Source organism: Heyndrickxia acidicola, assembly GCF_001636425.1.
Lineage (GTDB): Bacteria > Bacillota > Bacilli > Bacillales > Bacillaceae_C > Bacillus_AE > Bacillus_AE acidicola.
Genome location: NZ_KV440953.1, coordinates 3,826,176 through 3,842,095, shown reverse-complemented (window position 1 = coordinate 3,842,095; position 15,920 = coordinate 3,826,176). Strand labels below are relative to the sequence as shown.

Below are 15,920 nucleotides of genomic sequence, written 5' to 3'. Positions count from 1 at the left end.
ACGGTACATAAGCAATTGAATGAATACGCCAAGAGCAAGTCCTACGTTTACGGCTTCTGTAATAATGCCCATATATACGCCAAACTTTACGAATAAAAGAATGTTATAGATTAGGAATAAGCTAAGCGCTGAAATCAATAGAATCGAGAACCATACGAACATATCACCTTTAACTTTTTACGTTTAGCAAGGTGAGTGATTGGTAGCACATAACAGGCTGCCAGCACTACAGTTACTATGATATCTGGTAGTACCGCTATTAAAATATTAATCATGTTATACCCTCCTTCTTTAAGTTGGATATAACGTAAGGGCTTAAAAAATAGAGTGTCAATACCGCAAAATAAAAACCCTCCAAAATAGAAGGGTCTCTATCTTTATTATTTATCAACCGTATAACTTTCATTTACAGATTGGGCAGTTGTTCCTGCAAAGTTCCATAAAACTGTGCTAATGATGGTTACATGGTAAGAGTAAGCAGTATAACCTCCAAGCATATATTTGACATCATAATCACCCTGACCATTTATATCATATCCTACCTTTTCAGCTCTAGCGTCTGTACGTTCGGCTTTGGCATCAATTGAAGTTGGATAAAAATAAGATGTTCCAGCTGTAGAAGTTGATGTTTCTCTTAACCCATCTTTTGCTACATTATAATATGTAACTAAACCACAGGAAGAATCAGGATATGCAGTTGCATATATTGTGTATTTAACCTTGTAAGAATAGTTACCAAAATAACGACTGATATTTAGAAGTTTTTACCTTTAAATAATGATAGAATAGAAGAACAAATTTAAAGAAAAAGGGGTTAAGGGGAATGCGTTTTTTTCCAATCGTCATCATGATAATTTTACTTATTGTCATTATTACCGCTGTTTCTTTTATTCTCAAATACTTTAAACTAGCAAAGGAAAGAAATGAGATTTTAAAAGATAATGCCAAAAAAGATGATTTAGATAAATAAAAAACTCTTCTATGTGAAGGGTTCGTAAACTACGATATAATGTTTCTCGTAATGATATGGGTGTCAATGGCTTAGTCCGTTGGCTTTTTTATTTATATTAAACCGATACGAGCTCTTTCATAGCCTTCCGGTTTCTTTCTAGTACCGCTTCTACTATTTTATCGGTTACGTCTTCCTTGGTATCTCTTAGGTAATGCCCATCCTTTGTGACGGAAGTAACCGAGTTAATTTTGCTGTCCAAAACTCTATACGTAATCCTTTATCCACTTCGTATCTCCCCTTTTTTAGAAAGGCTTTTTAGTTTTTTATCCTAATACAAAAGGCAAGGAACTTAAACACTTACCTTCTTAAATTAGCATAAACTGTTTATTAAGCTATTAACTGGCTGATTCCAGTGCTTCTTCTACACTATAGCCTTCTTCATCAACAGACGCACCATCCGGAAGTTCTACTTCTACTCCACGAATCTTGGCTTCCAGTTCATTGAGAATCTCTTCATTTTCATGAAGGAATTCAACAAGCTTAGCCTGTCCATTAAACTTCAAATCTTGTCCGTTGTATTCACGAATCTCACCAGTTTTATCATCAATAATGCGATACCATGCACCCGCTTATAGTACGATACAGGCATGGACAGCCACTTATGCGATTTCATCTATGATATTAACTTAACGACTTTAATCTTGAACTCATGACCGATAATCTCACCATTCTATTTAATGTACTCTCCCATTTTCATATCCCTGTCTTATACCAGCGAGTAAACCTATTGGCAGACGCATGTTCAAAAGGAACACAAAAAAAGAGCGCAAAATCATAGATTTCACACTCTCATCAGCTTTTATTTAATACCCGAAGTAGATATTCCTTTTACAAATTGCTTTTGGAAAATAAGGAAGATGATAATCATCGGCAGCGTTAACATGATAACACCGGCCATTACGCTGTTCCAATAGGCACTGTATTGTCCATAGAAGGAATTCAAGCCGACAGGCAATGTGTATTTGTCGGAGCTGGTTGATAAAAGCACCGGCCATAAGAATGAATTCCAGTTTCCCTGGAACGTAAAGATAATTTGTGTTGCCAAAAGCGGGCGGGAAAGCGGCAGGAATATTTTAAAGAAAATCCCCCATTTTCCTAACCCATCTATTTGGGCTGCTTCCTCAAGCTCCTTTGGTACGCCAAGGAAAAACTGTCTCGCCAGGAAAATCATAAATGGACTCATTAAGAATGGAATGGTCAATCCTTTATAAGTGTCAATCCAGCCCAAATTAGCCAGGAGCATATAAATAGGAATGAGCAGTACTTGTCCAGGTATCATCATGATGGCGAGAAATACATAAAACAGCACGCCGCGGAGCGGAAACTTGAATCGTGCAAAAGCATACCCTGCCATTGTATTGACAATGAGATTTCCGATTGTCACAATAATGGCCACAAGCAAGCTGTTAAACAGCCATTGCCCAAATGGAAAGTTTTTCAAAATATAACTATAGCTTGAGAAGCTCAGCTTGTTTAAAGGTGTCCAGAAGTTAAAGACTTCATCCGTTGGTTTCAGGGATGTATAGATCGACCATAGAAATGGTATGAGTGTTAAAAACGAGTAGATGATTGCGACCACATAGAGGGCTACACGGTTTTTCTTCAATTTCCTTTCCCCCTTAATCCTCTTCTTTCCCTAAGAAAAGGTTCTGTAAAAGCGTTAAGATCAGAATGATGCCAAATAATACGAATGCCATTGCTGAGGCGTAGCCCATTTGCATGGTTTTAAAGCCCTTATTAAAGATATCGAGCACGACGGATAAGGTAGAGTCTAACGGTCCGCCATTTCCACCTGAAACAACGTATACCTGGTCGAATACCTGGAAGGTGCCGATCATCGACATAACTACATTCAAGAAGGTCGTGCGGCGCAATAAAGGAATGGTGACATAGCGCAGAAGATTCCAGCCTCTTGCACCATCCAGTTCAGCTGCCTCATACACTTCTTCCGGAATATCCTGAAGGCCCGCCAAATAGATGATCATGAACTGGCCGACACTGGACCAGACCGCCATGGTCATAATAGCTGGAAGTGCAAAGGTCGGACTGTTGAAATAGTTGGGCCCGTGGATGCCAAAGTTGGCCAAAAGCTTATTTAATATGCCATCAGGCTCAAAAATAAACATGAACATGACGCTGACCGCTACGGTCGAAGTGACAGTAGGCAGATAATAGGCCACCCGGAAAAACGTCTTGCCCCTGATATTGTTGACGATCAATGCTAAAAACAGCGCAATAGCGGTTTGAACAGGTACCACCACAATGGTATAAAGAGACGTATTTCCTAAAGCTCTAAGGAATTCTGGATCACTGAATAAATGGATATAGTTCGATAAACCTGCAAATTTTTTATTTTGCGGATCTAAGAATGAAAAGTGAAAAAAGCTAATGTAAAATGCGTACAAAATCGGCCCAATCAAAAAGACCAGTAATGATACAAGAGCTGGCAATAGAAAAAGATAGCCTGCCATTCCCTGATCCCAATTATTCTGCCTGAGGCTTCGTCTTCTTATTTTCTTCATGTTTTATCACTTCCTAACAGAAAATGATTCAAACAAATGCAAACCATGACGGTTTGCATTTGTTCGGAGTCACATTCATATTATTGGTTCGATTGGCTTTGGACTGTTTGCTGTGCTTGAGACAGAACCTTTGAGGTAGAAAGCCCTTGTAAAGCACCCGCTTCTGTTGCTTTGTTAATCGCATCCACGAAGTTTTGTCCATATGTTCCGTACTGATAAGGAGTTGCGTTGGCAACGCCATTTACGAATGCTTTATAGCTTGGATTTTTACTTAAGAAAACATCCTGCTGGCTCGTACGTGAAGGAATAGCAAGACCGGACTCAGCCGTCATTTTTTCTGCATCTTTTCCTGTCATGAAGAACAATAATTTAGCTGCTTCTTTTGGATGCTGTGTAGATTTAGCCATAGAATAGCTTACTGTATAGGTTACATTGGAGCTCTTTCCGTTAGCTGTCGGGAAATCTGTGATGCCATATTTCATGTTTGGTGCGGATTGTGTCATAAACGGAATGATCCATGCTCCTTCAAGCGCCATTGCCACTTTCCCTTGGGAGAAAGGCACACCTGCCCAGTCACCGCCTAAATCCTTCGGTACAACGATGTTTTTATTTTTAACGTTATCTAAAAAGTACTGTAATCCCGGTTTGTTAGAAGGATCATCCAATGTTACTTTATTGTTGGTAGCATCGTAGTAGCTGCCGCCAAAGTCTGTGATAAGCGGATAGTAGCGGGCTACATCGTTTGGCATAGACAGCGGTGCGATCCCTTTCGCCTTTAACAATGCTGCATCCTTTTCAAACTCTTCAAACGATTTTGGCGGCGTTTTGATGCCAGCCTTCGCGAGTAGTGCCGGGTTGTATTCAAGCGCCATTGCATTTATGTCTTTAGGCAGGCCGTAAGTAGTGCCTTTCCATTGGAATGCTTTTAAAGCAGCTGGCGCAAAATCGCTTGTGTCCACATTTTGGTCTTTAATATCACTGTCAAGCGGTGCTAATACTCCTGAATCCTCCAGTGTTGGTGCATAGGAAGAATCGACATAGAAAATATCAGGCGCTGTTTTTGATGCAAGCATCGGCTGAAGGGCCTGAAGATAGTTCCCTGTAATAACCTGCTCTTTAACGGTGATATTTGGATTTGCTTTTTCAAAAGCTGCAATTTGTTTGTCCACCAATTGCTTTTCAGCTGGACTGGATGCCCACATGCCAAGCTTTAATGTTACCTTGCCTCCGTTTGAACTGCTGCCGGAACCGTTTGAACTGCATCCCGCAATTAATCCTGCACTTAGTACAACGGCTGTTGCTGCTCCAATAATTCTGTTTTTCATGTTTAATCCTCCTCAGGACAATGAATGAATAATTTAAAATTTTTACATCAGAATTACCTAAAACAAAACTACTTACTTACAACCTGATAGCCTGTCGTGTTTTCCGTCACTTGGACATCAAGGCCGCCCTCATTGCGTGTAACGGAAACCGATAAGAATCCTTCACCTATGGAAATATGGTTCACTTCCAGGACGTTCATTGAATCCAGCAGAGTTGGAGAAAGTGTAATCTCCTTCTTCAGCACATCCGGATAGAGACCCAATAAAGATTGTACCATTAATAATGGCGTTCCTGCCGCCCAGGCCTGCGGTGAGCAAGCAACCGGATACTTGATTGGCTTGCCGAGAGAATCGCTGTAGCCGCAGAACAATTCAGGCAGTCGGTTATACTCAAAGCCCTTGGCAGCTTCCAAAAGTCCATTCATGACAACAGAGGCAGCATCCGTATAACCGGCTTTTGACATCCCCAGTAAAATCATGCTGTTATCGTGCGGCCAAATGCTTCCATCATGATAGCTCATTGGGTTGTAAGCAGCTTCGCCTTCCCCCATGGTGCGGATTCCATAGCCCGAGAACATTTTTGGAGAAACAAGCGTTTCCACCACCGCTTTTTCATTTTCTTTCTCTAGCATACCGGAAAGAAGAATATGTCCAGGATTGGAAGTAATAGTGCCCACCTGCTTTTTGTCCTGGTCAAGTGCAATCGCATAAAACCCATGCTCTTCCATCCAAAAAGCTTCGTGGAATTTCACTTTCAATTCTTGAGCCTGTTCACGCAAGCGCTTGGCAGCTTCTGCTTTTCCCAATGTTTCAAAAATATCCGCAATCCCCATTTTTGCCTGGTATACATACCCTTGGACTTCAGCCAATGCAATCGGTGTCTTTGCATAGTCACCGTTTCTGTGAACAACGGAATCACCGGAATCCTTCCATCCCTGGTTGGCAATGCCCTTGCTGGATTCCTGATGGTATTCGATAAACATATCCTCATCACGGTCACCGTACTGATCGATCCAATTCAGCGCAGCATCAATGTTTCCTCTTAATTCCTCTACGATTCCTAAATCACCCGTCCATTTTACATATTCCGTTAACAGCATAAGGAATAATGGCGTGGAATCAATCGATCCGTAATAAGGCGTGAAGGGAACTTGATTCGTATTTGCTAACTCCCCGAAACGAATTTCGTGCATAATTTTTCCTGGCTGCTCATCCCGCCACTCATTGACTTCAGTACCCTGTTTATCAGCAAGCGTTTTCAGAGTTCCCTTTGCAATTTCCGGATTAAAGGCAAGCATTTGCAAGGCTGCAATCAGGCTGTCCCTTCCAAACGGAACGCCAAACCATGGAAGCCCCGCCGTTGGAAAGCTGCCGTGGCCAATATCTGTTAAAAGAACCTTTATATCAGCAAGTCCCCGGTCTACAAGCTTCTGCAGCTCCGGATGATCCGTCCGGACGCTTGCCGTTTTCTCTTCCCACTCTGCATAGGATGCCTTGAGCCTGCTCATCGCTTCTTCTTTTGGAAGCACTTCTTTGCGGCTTCCGCTGCCTGTTTCAGGACGAATGGTCATGGTTACGGATTCTTCCTGTCCGTTTTCCAATTGGAAGTGGAACACAATTTCACCGTTCTCGTCTACTCGCTTTTCTTTGCGGTCCCATTGGATATACGTAGAGCGATCGACATCATCTGCTCCAACGTAATGGAAGGAAAGCTGCTGTCTGTCGACTTTCTGCCCTGTACGGTTCCCGATTTCCCCATATTGGAAACCCCTTATGATGAACATGTCGGCAAAATCCACATCCACTAATACGTTTACATCAAATTCCACTGGCTTTGGATAATAGTTTTTAACAGTAATAGTTTCATATAACACATAATCATGGATAAAACGCTTTCTTCTAATTTCAACTGATTCTCTCCAAAGCACCAGCTCCCCCTCTTTTTCCATATGAGGGTTCGTTAAGATAATATTAGCTTCATAGTTTTCAGAAGCATCAGATGAAAGAAGAATAGGCTCTTCTCCGTTTATTTTCACATCCAGCTTACTTAAAAAACGAGTATCCTTCGAGTAAAGCCCTAGTCCATAGGGATGGTTTTCCGGGATATTGCCCGAGCTGTCTGTTAATAAAAATAGGTCATTCTCTTTAATCACTCGATAATCCATGTCATCCTCCTGCCACCCGAAACGTTTTGGATTTTCCGCAAAAAAATATTTTATTTGTTAAAACCCAAAAATGAAAGCGATTTAATTTATACTGGAAACGTTTCGGATCCGATGTATATTCAGATTATACGAAACGTTTCGGATTATGTCCAGAAAAAAAGTTAAAAAATTAAGTACCTTTTTATTTCTGGCTTTTACAATTATTTAAGGGGTCTTCTTTTAGCAGTTGAAGAGCGATTCACAAGAGCTGTATCCAAAATAACATTGTGTGATTCCGCCCGGCCTTCCAGCATCTCAACTAATAGTTTAGAGGCATGATAACCGAGTCTGCTGACATCCTGGGCTATCGTTGTCAACGGAGGATTGGAATAGGATGCAAGTAAAATATCATCATATCCAACAATGGATAGATCCTCTGGAACCCTTAATCCCCGTTTTTTTGCAGCAGACATGGCTCCAAACGCCATGAGATCGCTTGCACAAAAGATGGCTGTAATTTCAGGATGATTCTCCAGCAGGTTCCATGCTGCTTTTTCGGCTTCCGCTTCCTCAAAAAATCCCTTTACCACCCAGTCACTCCGAAAAGGAATGCCTGCAATCTTAAGCCCAAGCTTATATCCTTCCAGCCGCTTTTGGCTGACAAAAGCAAAGTCGTGCCCATTAATCATCGCAATATCGCGATGCCCCAGCTCCACTAAATGCTGAACAGCCTTCTTCGCTCCCATAATATTATCGGTTGTCACATAGCCGACGGTATCCGACTCAACCGAAATATCAATTAGCACACAAGGGATATCACTCTCGATTACTTCATGCAGATAAGGATCATCCGTTCGAATTCCCTGTATAATTGCTCCATCCACCCGCCGCTCACGGCAAAGCTGAGAATAGGTTTTTTCCCGCTGCTTAGTGGAGTTCGTACTGAAAAGAACGATATCATAATCCGTTTCTCCTGCGTACTGGTTAATGCCTGCAAGCACAAGGTACGTAAAATTGTCTTTCACACTCTCCTTGCTCATGCCAGATACCAATAAACCAAGGGTATTGCTCTTATTCATGACAAGTCCTCTGGCCAAAGTATTCGGGCTGTAATTCAACTCTTTGGCTACTGCCATGATCTTTTTACGTGTCTGTTCATTTACATCTGAATAACCATTTAAAGCCCGGGAAACCGTGGTTACGGAAACCCCTGCCCGTTTCGCAATATCTTTTATTGTTGCCAATGCTGTTCACTCCACTACCCTTTCTGTATTTAGTTTGATATTACTGGATAAAAGATGGATTTGCAATCGTGTATGTATAGGTAGAAAGACGGCAGGATGCATACTATATTGAAGAAACACTGCCTTACATATTTTTTTAAGGCGCCTTCATCACCTTTCACAACGTAAACTTTGTTGCTAATTGATAAAGGCTCTGTTCATCATGACTGTTGATTCCTGATGTAAGCACTCGCTTTCCGCGGGCGGCCGGGAGCATCCCTTCTCGCATGCTCTGCGGGGCCGCGCTTTTCCTCCAGAGGTCTCGTGCTTTATGCTTCAATCAACTTTTGGACCAGATCAATATTGGCTTTTGCAGAAGTAATGGTTGCTCCTTGTTCTTCCTGCTGGTTGATTTTCCGCTACAGGCACTCGCTTTCCGCGAGCGGTCGGGAGTATCCTCATCGCAAGCTCCAGCTGGGTCTCCCTAAGGCCAGCTGATTCCACAGGAGTCTAGTGCCATACGCTTCAATCAACATTGGGGTAAAATCAATATTAGGTTTAGCAGAGATAATGGATTTGCTCCGAACCTCCTGCCTGTTGATTTCTCCTTTCATGTTCAAAGGGTGCTCCTCCTTTTTTTCAATACAACTGACCGTACCACTTTGAAAGAAATACCAAACATCCATTCAATAAATTAGAATAAAATGGAAAAAACGATGTTTCTAACTTGTCTTAAAGGAAATTTTCATGTTATTTTAATGTAAAATGGGTACAATAGCACTAATCCAAGTGATGGCCCGCTGCAACTACAGGCTAAATTAATAGAAAAAAAGCTATTAATCCCATAAAAATAGGGTATACAAATATATGTATAGACAAATTTTTAAAGAGATGATAAGATTCATTCACCCCTGCAAGAGGGGAAAAATTCACACTATAAATCTATAAATTAGATAAAAGATAGGAGTTTTCAGCATGAAGAAATTGATGCTTGCACTGTTCGTACTTCTAGCCTTTGCGGTGCCAAACGTTGCGCAGGCAAAAGGCTTCAGCGGAGGCCATAGTTCCTTTGGTTCACATTCGATCACGAGCCATTCTACAGGAACCTATCACTCTGGCTATAGATCACCATCCAGCCATGTATCTCGCAATAACAGCTCATATACTCACTCTAGCTCTTACAACCAGCCATCCCGTGCCAAATCATTTGCTACACACGCAGCTGCCTTTGGTGCCGGCGCTCTGCTTGGCTCCATGTTCCACCCATTTGGCGGCGGCGGTTACAGCTACGGCGGCGGATATGGAAATGGCGGCGTACCATTCTTAGGTATCCTAATTGACGTATTAATTGTCGTTGTTATCATTTGGATCATTAGAAGAATCTTCGGTGGAAGAAGAAGATACTAAGGGGAGTTCAAGATGGAAATACGATTCAATGAGCAGGATTTAATCGATAGTGTTTGCGTATATACAGCAGAACAGCAAAACATGGACCCTGAATATGTAGAAGTCGACCTGGAATTCAATCAATCCTACGGTGTTGCAGCCACAGCTATCGCGCATGGCCGCACCTACCGCTTCAATGAACAAGATGTGATTGATGCCGTAGCCGTCTACCTGCAAAGCTATCACAACTTTGCGCCAGATCGTCTCCTCGTAGATTTATCCTTCGAAGAACGTGAAGGCATTGGAGCGTCCATAATAGTAAGATAATGTTTAAAGCCAGCCCTCCGGTTTGAGGGCTGGTTTTTTGTTTGGGATTTTTGTGTTTTGATGATTTAGAGCCGCAGAACATGTTGAGCGGGATTGAAAATGCTCATTTATGCTTTAAAAGTGTGTCATCTACTTGTAACGGAAGCCCTTAAAAGGACAGCGTATGCTATTTCGTTGGATATTCGGGCGAAAATGGTGGGTTTTCGGGCGAAAATCAACATTTATCGGGCGAAACAGGTAAAAAGACCTATAATCACCCACGCTCGCGCACGTCGCTTCATCACTTTACTTCACTAAAAGGGTCAGACCCCTTTCGTCCTTTATCACACCACAGCACACTCCCCACCTCCTCCCCTGCAATCCCAAATAAAAAAGGCCAGCCATCCCACCCAGGGACGGCCAGCCCGCACTCATCTTCCTAATAAACCCCGCGAATCAAATGCTCGACCTTTTCCTTATAAAACGCTTCAAGCTGATCTTGCTCTTCCTCCGAAAACGGCCGAGCCTCCAGCGCCTGCAAATTGCTCTCTATTTGCCGCTGATTTTTAAATCCCGGAATCACACAAGAAACCTCTTCCTGATCCAATATCCAGCGCAGGGCGGCACTCGCCATGGACGGACGTCCCTCTTCTATCCAGCGCAGCTGATCCGAAAGTTCCACGCCATTCTCAAAACCAAGACCAGCAAAGGTCTCACCTACATTAAAAGCTTCTCCGTTTTCATTAAACCGGCGGTGGTCATCCTTTGCAAAAACATGGTCCTTCGTAAACTTTCCTGACAGCATGCCGCTCGCCAGCGGCAAACGCACAAGGATGCCGACTCCCTTTTTATGAGCCTCAGGTAAAAGCTTCTCCAGCGGTTTCTGTCTGAACATGTTAAAGATCACCTGCAGGCTTTTCACATTAGAATACTCCAGGCAAATCAGTCCTTCCTCTACCGACTCTACACTGACGCCATAGTGACGGATTTTCCCTTCGCTTTGCAGCCTGTCCAGCACGTCAAACACCTGCCCGTCACGAAGAATTTCTGTTGCAGGACAATGAATCTGGTACAAATCAATCGCTTCCCGGTTCAAACGGCGAAGACTGTCCTCACAATATGAACGAACCGTTTCATAGGAATACGTCGCCGGATCATGGATATCTCCTTTTCGGCAAAACTTTGTCGCTATATGGATTCTGTCTTCTATTCCCTTTGTTGCCTTTGCCAAAAGCTCTTCACTATGGCCGTTCCCATACACATCCGCCGTATCAAAGAAATTCACGCCTTGCTCAATCGCGAACTCAAGCGACTTCAAAGCATCACGGTCATTTGTTTCTCCCCAGTCTCCGCCGATTGCCCACGTCCCAAAGCTAACCTCGCTGACCAGAAGCCCTGTATTCCCTAATTCCCGGTATTTCATCTCCGCCACTCCTCCTCGAATATTTAAAAAACAACCCCGTTTAACCTAGCGTACCAGCCCTTTTCTTTCCCCTCTTTCAGATTCAACAAACCTGTACAAGAAGGAAACAATCTTCCGACTCATGACCGCCTGCAATCTTCGTGGTAACGTCCTCCTATAGCATACTTTTTTGTGTTTATAAGCGAGTTTCATCCATTTAAATAGAATCAAACGCCCGCGCATCCTGCTTCAACGAAACATGATCCGACTCCATCAAAAAGTGATGAATCACAAAGGATGCAGCACCTAGGGCCGTGGCATTGCGGTGCAGCTGGGACAGATAAATTTGATGACTTTGATGGACATACCTTGTGATCCTTGCTGAAATGGTATTTTGGATCGAATTTAGGACAATCGGGTTTGATTCAATGAAATTGCTCCGTAAGACCACAGCTTCCGGATTAAAGGTATTAATGATATTGGTCAGGCCGATCCCAAGGTAATAGCCGAATTTCTCCAGCTCCTCCATCGCCTCGCCGTCATGCTCCTGAATCAATTTGCTGATTTGCTCCAGATTCATCTCGTCCAAATTCTTCAATGCCGCCATCTTCTTGAAAAAGGCTCCTTCTGACGCATACAGCTCCCAGCAGCCGTAGTTTCCGCAGCCGCACTTACCTCCGTTTAAATCAATCGTCATATGGCCCATTTCACCCGAAAAGCCCTCGGTTCCCCGATAAAGCTCGCCGTTCATAATGATGCCGACCCCAATTCCCATTCCTACACTGACAAAAATGCAATTGCTGCAATTCTTAATAGCGCCAAACAGCTTTTCGCCATATGCACCTGCGTTTGCTTCATTTTCAATCAAAACAGGACAATGAAAATGGCTTTCCAAGGTCGTTTTCAACTCAACATCCTTCCATTTGGAATGAGGAGTCAACACAATCAACTCATCATTGTTCACAAAACCGTGCACGCCGACCCCGATTCCAATGATGCCATAGGGTGAAGGCGGGGCCATTTTCGCAATAAGCTCAATTCTTTCAATCAGGATTGGCTTAATCGATTCGATGGATGGATTCGATGTTTCTACATAATCATGAAAAAGAATATTTCCTTCGAGATCCGTTAAAAGTGTCAATATATAGTGGACACCCAAATCTACGCCGATAACATACCCGGCATTTTTATTAAACTCCAGCATCACAGGCCTTCTGCCGCCGCTTGATATTCCGGTCCCAATTTCATAGATCAGCTCTTTTTCCATTAAAGACGCCGTCTGCGATGAAACCGTCGCTTTGTTCAACCGGGTCATTTTCGATAAATCCGCCCGTGAAATAGGATGGTGCTGAATAATATGGTCTAAAAGAATTCGTTGATTATGTGTTTTGATATAGGTTTGGTCCGCTGTATCCAATGTTATCCTCCTCGCGGAAGTTTGTTTACCCAATAAACAAATAAGTAGAGTGGTTGTATATAATTACTATCTTATCTCATTTATTTTCGAAAAAATATATTGTATTTAAAAAAACATCATGCTAGTATGAAAATAACTTAGTTTAACAATCAAACTAAGTTAATCGCACATTATTTTTTTAACACTTAATGAATCCGTTTACAAAAAAAGATACATAATTAGGGAGGAATCTTACATGACGTATTTTCCGAATGTCAGCAACATCCACTATAAAGGCCGGCAACTAAAAAATGAGCTTGCCTTCAATTACTATAATCCGGAAGAAGTAGTTGCCGGGAAAACGATGAAAGAGCATCTTCGCTTTGCTGTAGCGTGGTGGCACACGTTTACAGAAGAAGGCAATGATCCATTCGGTGTAGCAACAAAGCTTCGCCCATGGAACCGCCATCAAGGGCTGGATGCAGCAAAAGCACGTGTAGAAGCTGCCTTTGAATTTTTCGAAAAGCTAGGAAATCCATTCTTCTGCTTCCATGACGTGGACATCGCACCTGAGGGTGATACGTTGCGAGAATCCAATAAGAATCTTGACGTCATTGTAGCGATGATCAGGGATTACATGAAAACGAGCAATGTAAAGCTATTATGGAATACAGCCAATATGTTTACAAATCCACGCTTTGTGCATGGTGCAGCAAGTTCTTGCAATGCAGATGTTTTCGCTTATGCTGCTGCCCAGGTGAAAAAAGGTTTGGAAGTCGGCAAAGAACTGGGTGCTGAAAACTATGTATTCTGGGGTGGCCGTGAAGGCTACGAAAGCCTGCTGAATACAGACATGAAGCTAGAGCAGGACAACATCGCCCGCTTCTTCCATATGGCGGTTGATTATGCCAAAGAAATCGGCTTTGATGCCCAATTCCTGATTGAACCAAAACCAAAAGAACCGACAAAACACCAATATGACTTTGATGCGGCTACAACGATTGCATTCTTAAAATCCTATGATTTGGATTCCTATTTTAAATTGAATTTGGAAGCGAACCATGCAACTCTTGCCGGCCATACCTTCGAACACGAAATCCGTGTGGCTAGAACACATGGGCTTCTCGGTTCATTGGATGCCAACCAGGGCGACATGCTTCTTGGCTGGGATACAGATGAATTCCCGACAGATCTGTATTCAACCACTCTGACCATGTATGAAGTCCTGAAAAACGGCGGACTTGGACGCGGCGGCTTGAATTTCGACTCCAAAACACGCAGATCCTCATTCGATGAAACCGATTTGTTTTATGCCCATATCGCCGGCATGGACAGCTACGCGCTTGGTTTGAAAGTGGCGAATCGCCTGATCGAAGACCGGGTATTCGATGACTTTATCGAGAATCGCTATTCAAGCTTTAAAGAAGGCATTGGCGCCGATATTGTAGCAGGCAAAGCCGACTTTACATCACTTGAAAGCTATATTATTGATAAAAAAGACATTACTAACCAATCCGGCAGACTGGAAATGCTGAAAAATACGCTTAACCACTATCTTCTTGAAGAAGCAGGAAAGTAACGAGTATCATAGTTTCATATACACAGGGATCTGAAGGGCTCGCTAAGAACAGCCGTCTATCCCTTTTTACTTCATTAAAAGGAGATATAAGCATGAAACATGTCATTGGGGTTGATTTGGGGACTAGCTCAGTTAAAGTCCTTCTGGTCGATCAAACTGGAAAGGTTGTTCATTCCGTTTCGAAGGAGTACCCTCTCATCCAGCCCAAGCCTGGATACAGTGAACAAAATCCTGAAGAATGGGTCGAAAAAACGATACAAGCACTGAAGCAGCTGGCGGATGAGGCAAAGGTGAATCCAGGCGATATTGAAGGATTAAGCTTTTCCGGGCAAATGCACGGATTGGTTCTCCTTGACGAGCATCATAAGGTCATCCGAAACGCGATATTGTGGAATGACACAAGAACCACTGCTCAATGTAAAAAAATTGAACAGCTCTTGGGTGAAAAGCTGCTGCACGTCACAAAAAATCCTGCTCTCGAAGGCTTTACCCTTCCGAAACTGCTGTGGGTACAAGAACATGAACCGGAACATTTGGCAAAAACAAAGGTCTTTTTGCTTCCTAAGGATTACCTGCGCTTCCGTTTAACCGGCGGCCTTCATGCAGAGTACTCGGATGCAGCCGGTACACTCCTCATGGACATAGAAAACAAGTCCTGGAGCATGGACATTCTCAGTACCTTTAAGCTCCCTGCTGCTATTTGTCCGCCTTTAGTTGAGCCGGACGATTTTACAGGGACTCTTCTTCCGGAAATCGCCGATGCAACAGGCCTATCTGCAGACATAAAGGTGTTTGCAGGCGGAGCAGATAATGCCTGCGGTGCCATCGGGGCAGGCATCCTATCTGACGGCCAGGCACTATGCAGCATTGGAACCTCTGGTGTGTTTTTATCCTATGAAAAGGACAGCAGCCGCGATTACGGTGGCAAGGTCCATGTATTCAACCATGGGCAAACGGATTCCTACTATAGTATGGGTGTCACCCTTTCTGCAGGGCACAGTCTGACATGGTTTAAAAATACATTCGCCGAACACGAAAGCTTTGATCAATTAGTCGAGGCAGCTGCCCTTTCGCCTCTGGGGGCAAATGGTCTTCTTTTTACCCCTTTCTTAGCAGGCGAACGCACTCCTTATGCCGATGCAAAAATCAGGGGAACTTTTACGGGCATGGACAGTGCGCATCAAAAGCATGATTTCACCCGTTCCGTTCTGGAGGGTATTGTCTTCTCCATTCATGAAACAGTGGAGATATTCCGCAGCAATGGCAAAGAAGTGGATACGGTCATCTCCATTGGAGGAGGAGCAAAGAGCGATTTCTGGCTGCAAATCCAGGCAGACATTTTTAACGCAAAGGTCATGAAATTAACAAGTGAACAGGGGCCCGGAATGGGAGCTGCCATGCTTGCAGCTACAGGCCTGGAATGGTTCCCATCCCTTCAATCCTGTGCAGAGGTCTTCCTTTCAACCGCTTGCGTGTTTGAACCGATTCCAGAAAATGTGGAACGTTATAAAGAGCTCTACCAGATCTACAAAGAGGTCTATCCTCAAACGGCTGCCATCAATCATCGATTATTTGAATTTAAAGAAAAGTAAGAAAAGCGGAAGCGCCTTGTTCATCGATGTACG

15 protein-coding genes are annotated in these 15,920 nt (G+C 43.2%); 5 read left to right on the top strand and 10 right to left on the bottom strand.

Annotation, left to right across the window (positions count from 1 at the left end; all coding sequences use genetic code 11):
- The first annotated feature begins 823 nt into the window (after positions 1 to 823).
- The gene (locus A5N88_RS25070) at positions 824 to 970 is read left to right on the top strand and encodes a hypothetical protein (RefSeq protein ID WP_157090716.1); all 147 of its coding nucleotides are present in this window, start codon (positions 824 to 826) and stop codon (positions 968 to 970) included.
- A gap of 97 nt (positions 971 to 1,067) precedes the next feature.
- Here the strand turns inward: A5N88_RS25070 and A5N88_RS25065 are convergent, their stop codons facing one another.
- The 8 genes from A5N88_RS25065 to A5N88_RS25055 all read right to left on the bottom strand — a co-directional run bounded on the left by A5N88_RS25065 (position 1,068) and on the right by A5N88_RS25055 (position 8,846).
- Positions 1,068 to 1,211 (bottom strand): hypothetical protein, encoded by a 144-nt coding sequence (locus tag A5N88_RS25065; protein WP_157090715.1) that lies wholly within the window; start codon positions 1,209 to 1,211, stop codon positions 1,068 to 1,070.
- Between the two features lie 136 nt (positions 1,212 to 1,347).
- Positions 1,348 to 1,515, bottom strand: coding sequence for a hypothetical protein (locus tag A5N88_RS25060; RefSeq protein ID WP_157090714.1), 168 nt, complete (start codon positions 1,513 to 1,515; stop codon positions 1,348 to 1,350).
- Between the two features lie 296 nt (positions 1,516 to 1,811).
- Positions 1,812 to 2,618 carry a carbohydrate ABC transporter permease gene (locus A5N88_RS17980; protein WP_066268497.1) on the bottom strand — a complete coding sequence of 269 codons (807 nt, stop codon included), beginning with the start codon at positions 2,616 to 2,618 and terminating at the stop codon, positions 1,812 to 1,814.
- Between the two features lie 13 nt (positions 2,619 to 2,631).
- Complete coding sequence (locus A5N88_RS17975) at positions 2,632 to 3,534, bottom strand: carbohydrate ABC transporter permease (protein WP_066268496.1); 903 nt, start codon at positions 3,532 to 3,534, stop codon at positions 2,632 to 2,634.
- 80 nt (positions 3,535 to 3,614) lie between these two features.
- Positions 3,615 to 4,859, bottom strand: a complete 1,245-nt coding sequence (locus A5N88_RS17970) for an ABC transporter substrate-binding protein (protein ID WP_066268492.1) — start codon at positions 4,857 to 4,859, stop codon at positions 3,615 to 3,617.
- Between the two features lie 68 nt (positions 4,860 to 4,927).
- Positions 4,928 to 7,024, bottom strand: a complete 2,097-nt coding sequence (locus A5N88_RS17965) for an amylo-alpha-1,6-glucosidase (protein WP_066268490.1) — start codon at positions 7,022 to 7,024, stop codon at positions 4,928 to 4,930.
- A 200-nt stretch (positions 7,025 to 7,224) separates the two neighbouring features.
- Positions 7,225 to 8,247 (bottom strand): LacI family DNA-binding transcriptional regulator, encoded by a 1,023-nt coding sequence (locus A5N88_RS17960; protein WP_066268489.1) that lies wholly within the window; start codon positions 8,245 to 8,247, stop codon positions 7,225 to 7,227.
- Between the two features lie 437 nt (positions 8,248 to 8,684).
- Positions 8,685 to 8,846, bottom strand: coding sequence for a hypothetical protein (locus A5N88_RS25055; RefSeq protein ID WP_157090712.1), 162 nt, complete (start codon positions 8,844 to 8,846; stop codon positions 8,685 to 8,687).
- Positions 8,847 to 9,201: 355 nt separating this feature from the next.
- On the opposite strand from A5N88_RS25055, the gene A5N88_RS25905 reads away from it, so the two are divergent.
- Positions 9,202 to 9,633 carry a hypothetical protein gene (locus tag A5N88_RS25905; RefSeq protein WP_066268488.1) on the top strand — a complete coding sequence of 144 codons (432 nt, stop codon included), beginning with the start codon at positions 9,202 to 9,204 and terminating at the stop codon, positions 9,631 to 9,633.
- A 12-nt stretch (positions 9,634 to 9,645) separates the two neighbouring features.
- On the top strand, positions 9,646 to 9,939 hold the full coding sequence (locus tag A5N88_RS17950; RefSeq protein ID WP_066268487.1) for a DUF2653 family protein: 294 nt from the start codon (positions 9,646 to 9,648) through the stop codon (positions 9,937 to 9,939).
- A gap of 418 nt (positions 9,940 to 10,357) precedes the next feature.
- Here A5N88_RS17950 and A5N88_RS17945 read toward each other — a convergent pair whose 3' ends face one another.
- Both A5N88_RS17945 and A5N88_RS17940 read right to left on the bottom strand, forming a co-directional pair.
- Positions 10,358 to 11,341, bottom strand: coding sequence for an aldo/keto reductase (locus A5N88_RS17945; RefSeq protein WP_066268485.1), 984 nt, complete (start codon positions 11,339 to 11,341; stop codon positions 10,358 to 10,360).
- 196 nt (positions 11,342 to 11,537) lie between these two features.
- Positions 11,538 to 12,737 carry an ROK family transcriptional regulator gene (locus tag A5N88_RS17940; RefSeq protein ID WP_066268483.1) on the bottom strand — a complete coding sequence of 400 codons (1,200 nt, stop codon included), beginning with the start codon at positions 12,735 to 12,737 and terminating at the stop codon, positions 11,538 to 11,540.
- Positions 12,738 to 12,972: 235 nt separating this feature from the next.
- Between A5N88_RS17940 and xylA the strand changes: the two genes are divergently transcribed.
- Both xylA and xylB read left to right on the top strand, forming a co-directional pair.
- Entirely contained in the window at positions 12,973 to 14,295 is a 1,323-nt protein-coding gene (gene xylA, locus A5N88_RS17935; protein WP_066268480.1) for a xylose isomerase, read from the top strand.
- A gap of 92 nt (positions 14,296 to 14,387) precedes the next feature.
- A complete protein-coding gene (gene xylB / locus A5N88_RS17930; protein WP_066268479.1) occupies positions 14,388 to 15,887 on the top strand; it encodes a xylulokinase in 1,500 nt (499 codons plus the stop codon).
- The last annotated feature ends 33 nt before the right edge of the window (positions 15,888 to 15,920 follow it).

Coding starts and splice junctions, on each gene's coding strand:
- A5N88_RS25070 (WP_157090716.1), top strand. CDS start 824: ATGCGTTTTTTTCCAATCGTCATCATGATAATTTTACTTATTGTCATT.
- A5N88_RS17975 (WP_066268496.1), bottom strand. CDS start 3,534: ATGAAGAAAATAAGAAGACGAAGCCTCAGGCAGAATAATTGGGATCAG.
- A5N88_RS17970 (WP_066268492.1), bottom strand. CDS start 4,859: ATGAAAAACAGAATTATTGGAGCAGCAACAGCCGTTGTACTAAGTGCA.
- A5N88_RS17965 (WP_066268490.1), bottom strand. CDS start 7,024: ATGGATTATCGAGTGATTAAAGAGAATGACCTATTTTTATTAACAGAC.
- A5N88_RS25905 (WP_066268488.1), top strand. CDS start 9,202: ATGAAGAAATTGATGCTTGCACTGTTCGTACTTCTAGCCTTTGCGGTG.
- A5N88_RS17950 (WP_066268487.1), top strand. CDS start 9,646: ATGGAAATACGATTCAATGAGCAGGATTTAATCGATAGTGTTTGCGTA.
- A5N88_RS17945 (WP_066268485.1), bottom strand. CDS start 11,341: ATGAAATACCGGGAATTAGGGAATACAGGGCTTCTGGTCAGCGAGGTT.
- xylA (WP_066268480.1), top strand. CDS start 12,973: ATGACGTATTTTCCGAATGTCAGCAACATCCACTATAAAGGCCGGCAA.
- xylB (WP_066268479.1), top strand. CDS start 14,388: ATGAAACATGTCATTGGGGTTGATTTGGGGACTAGCTCAGTTAAAGTC.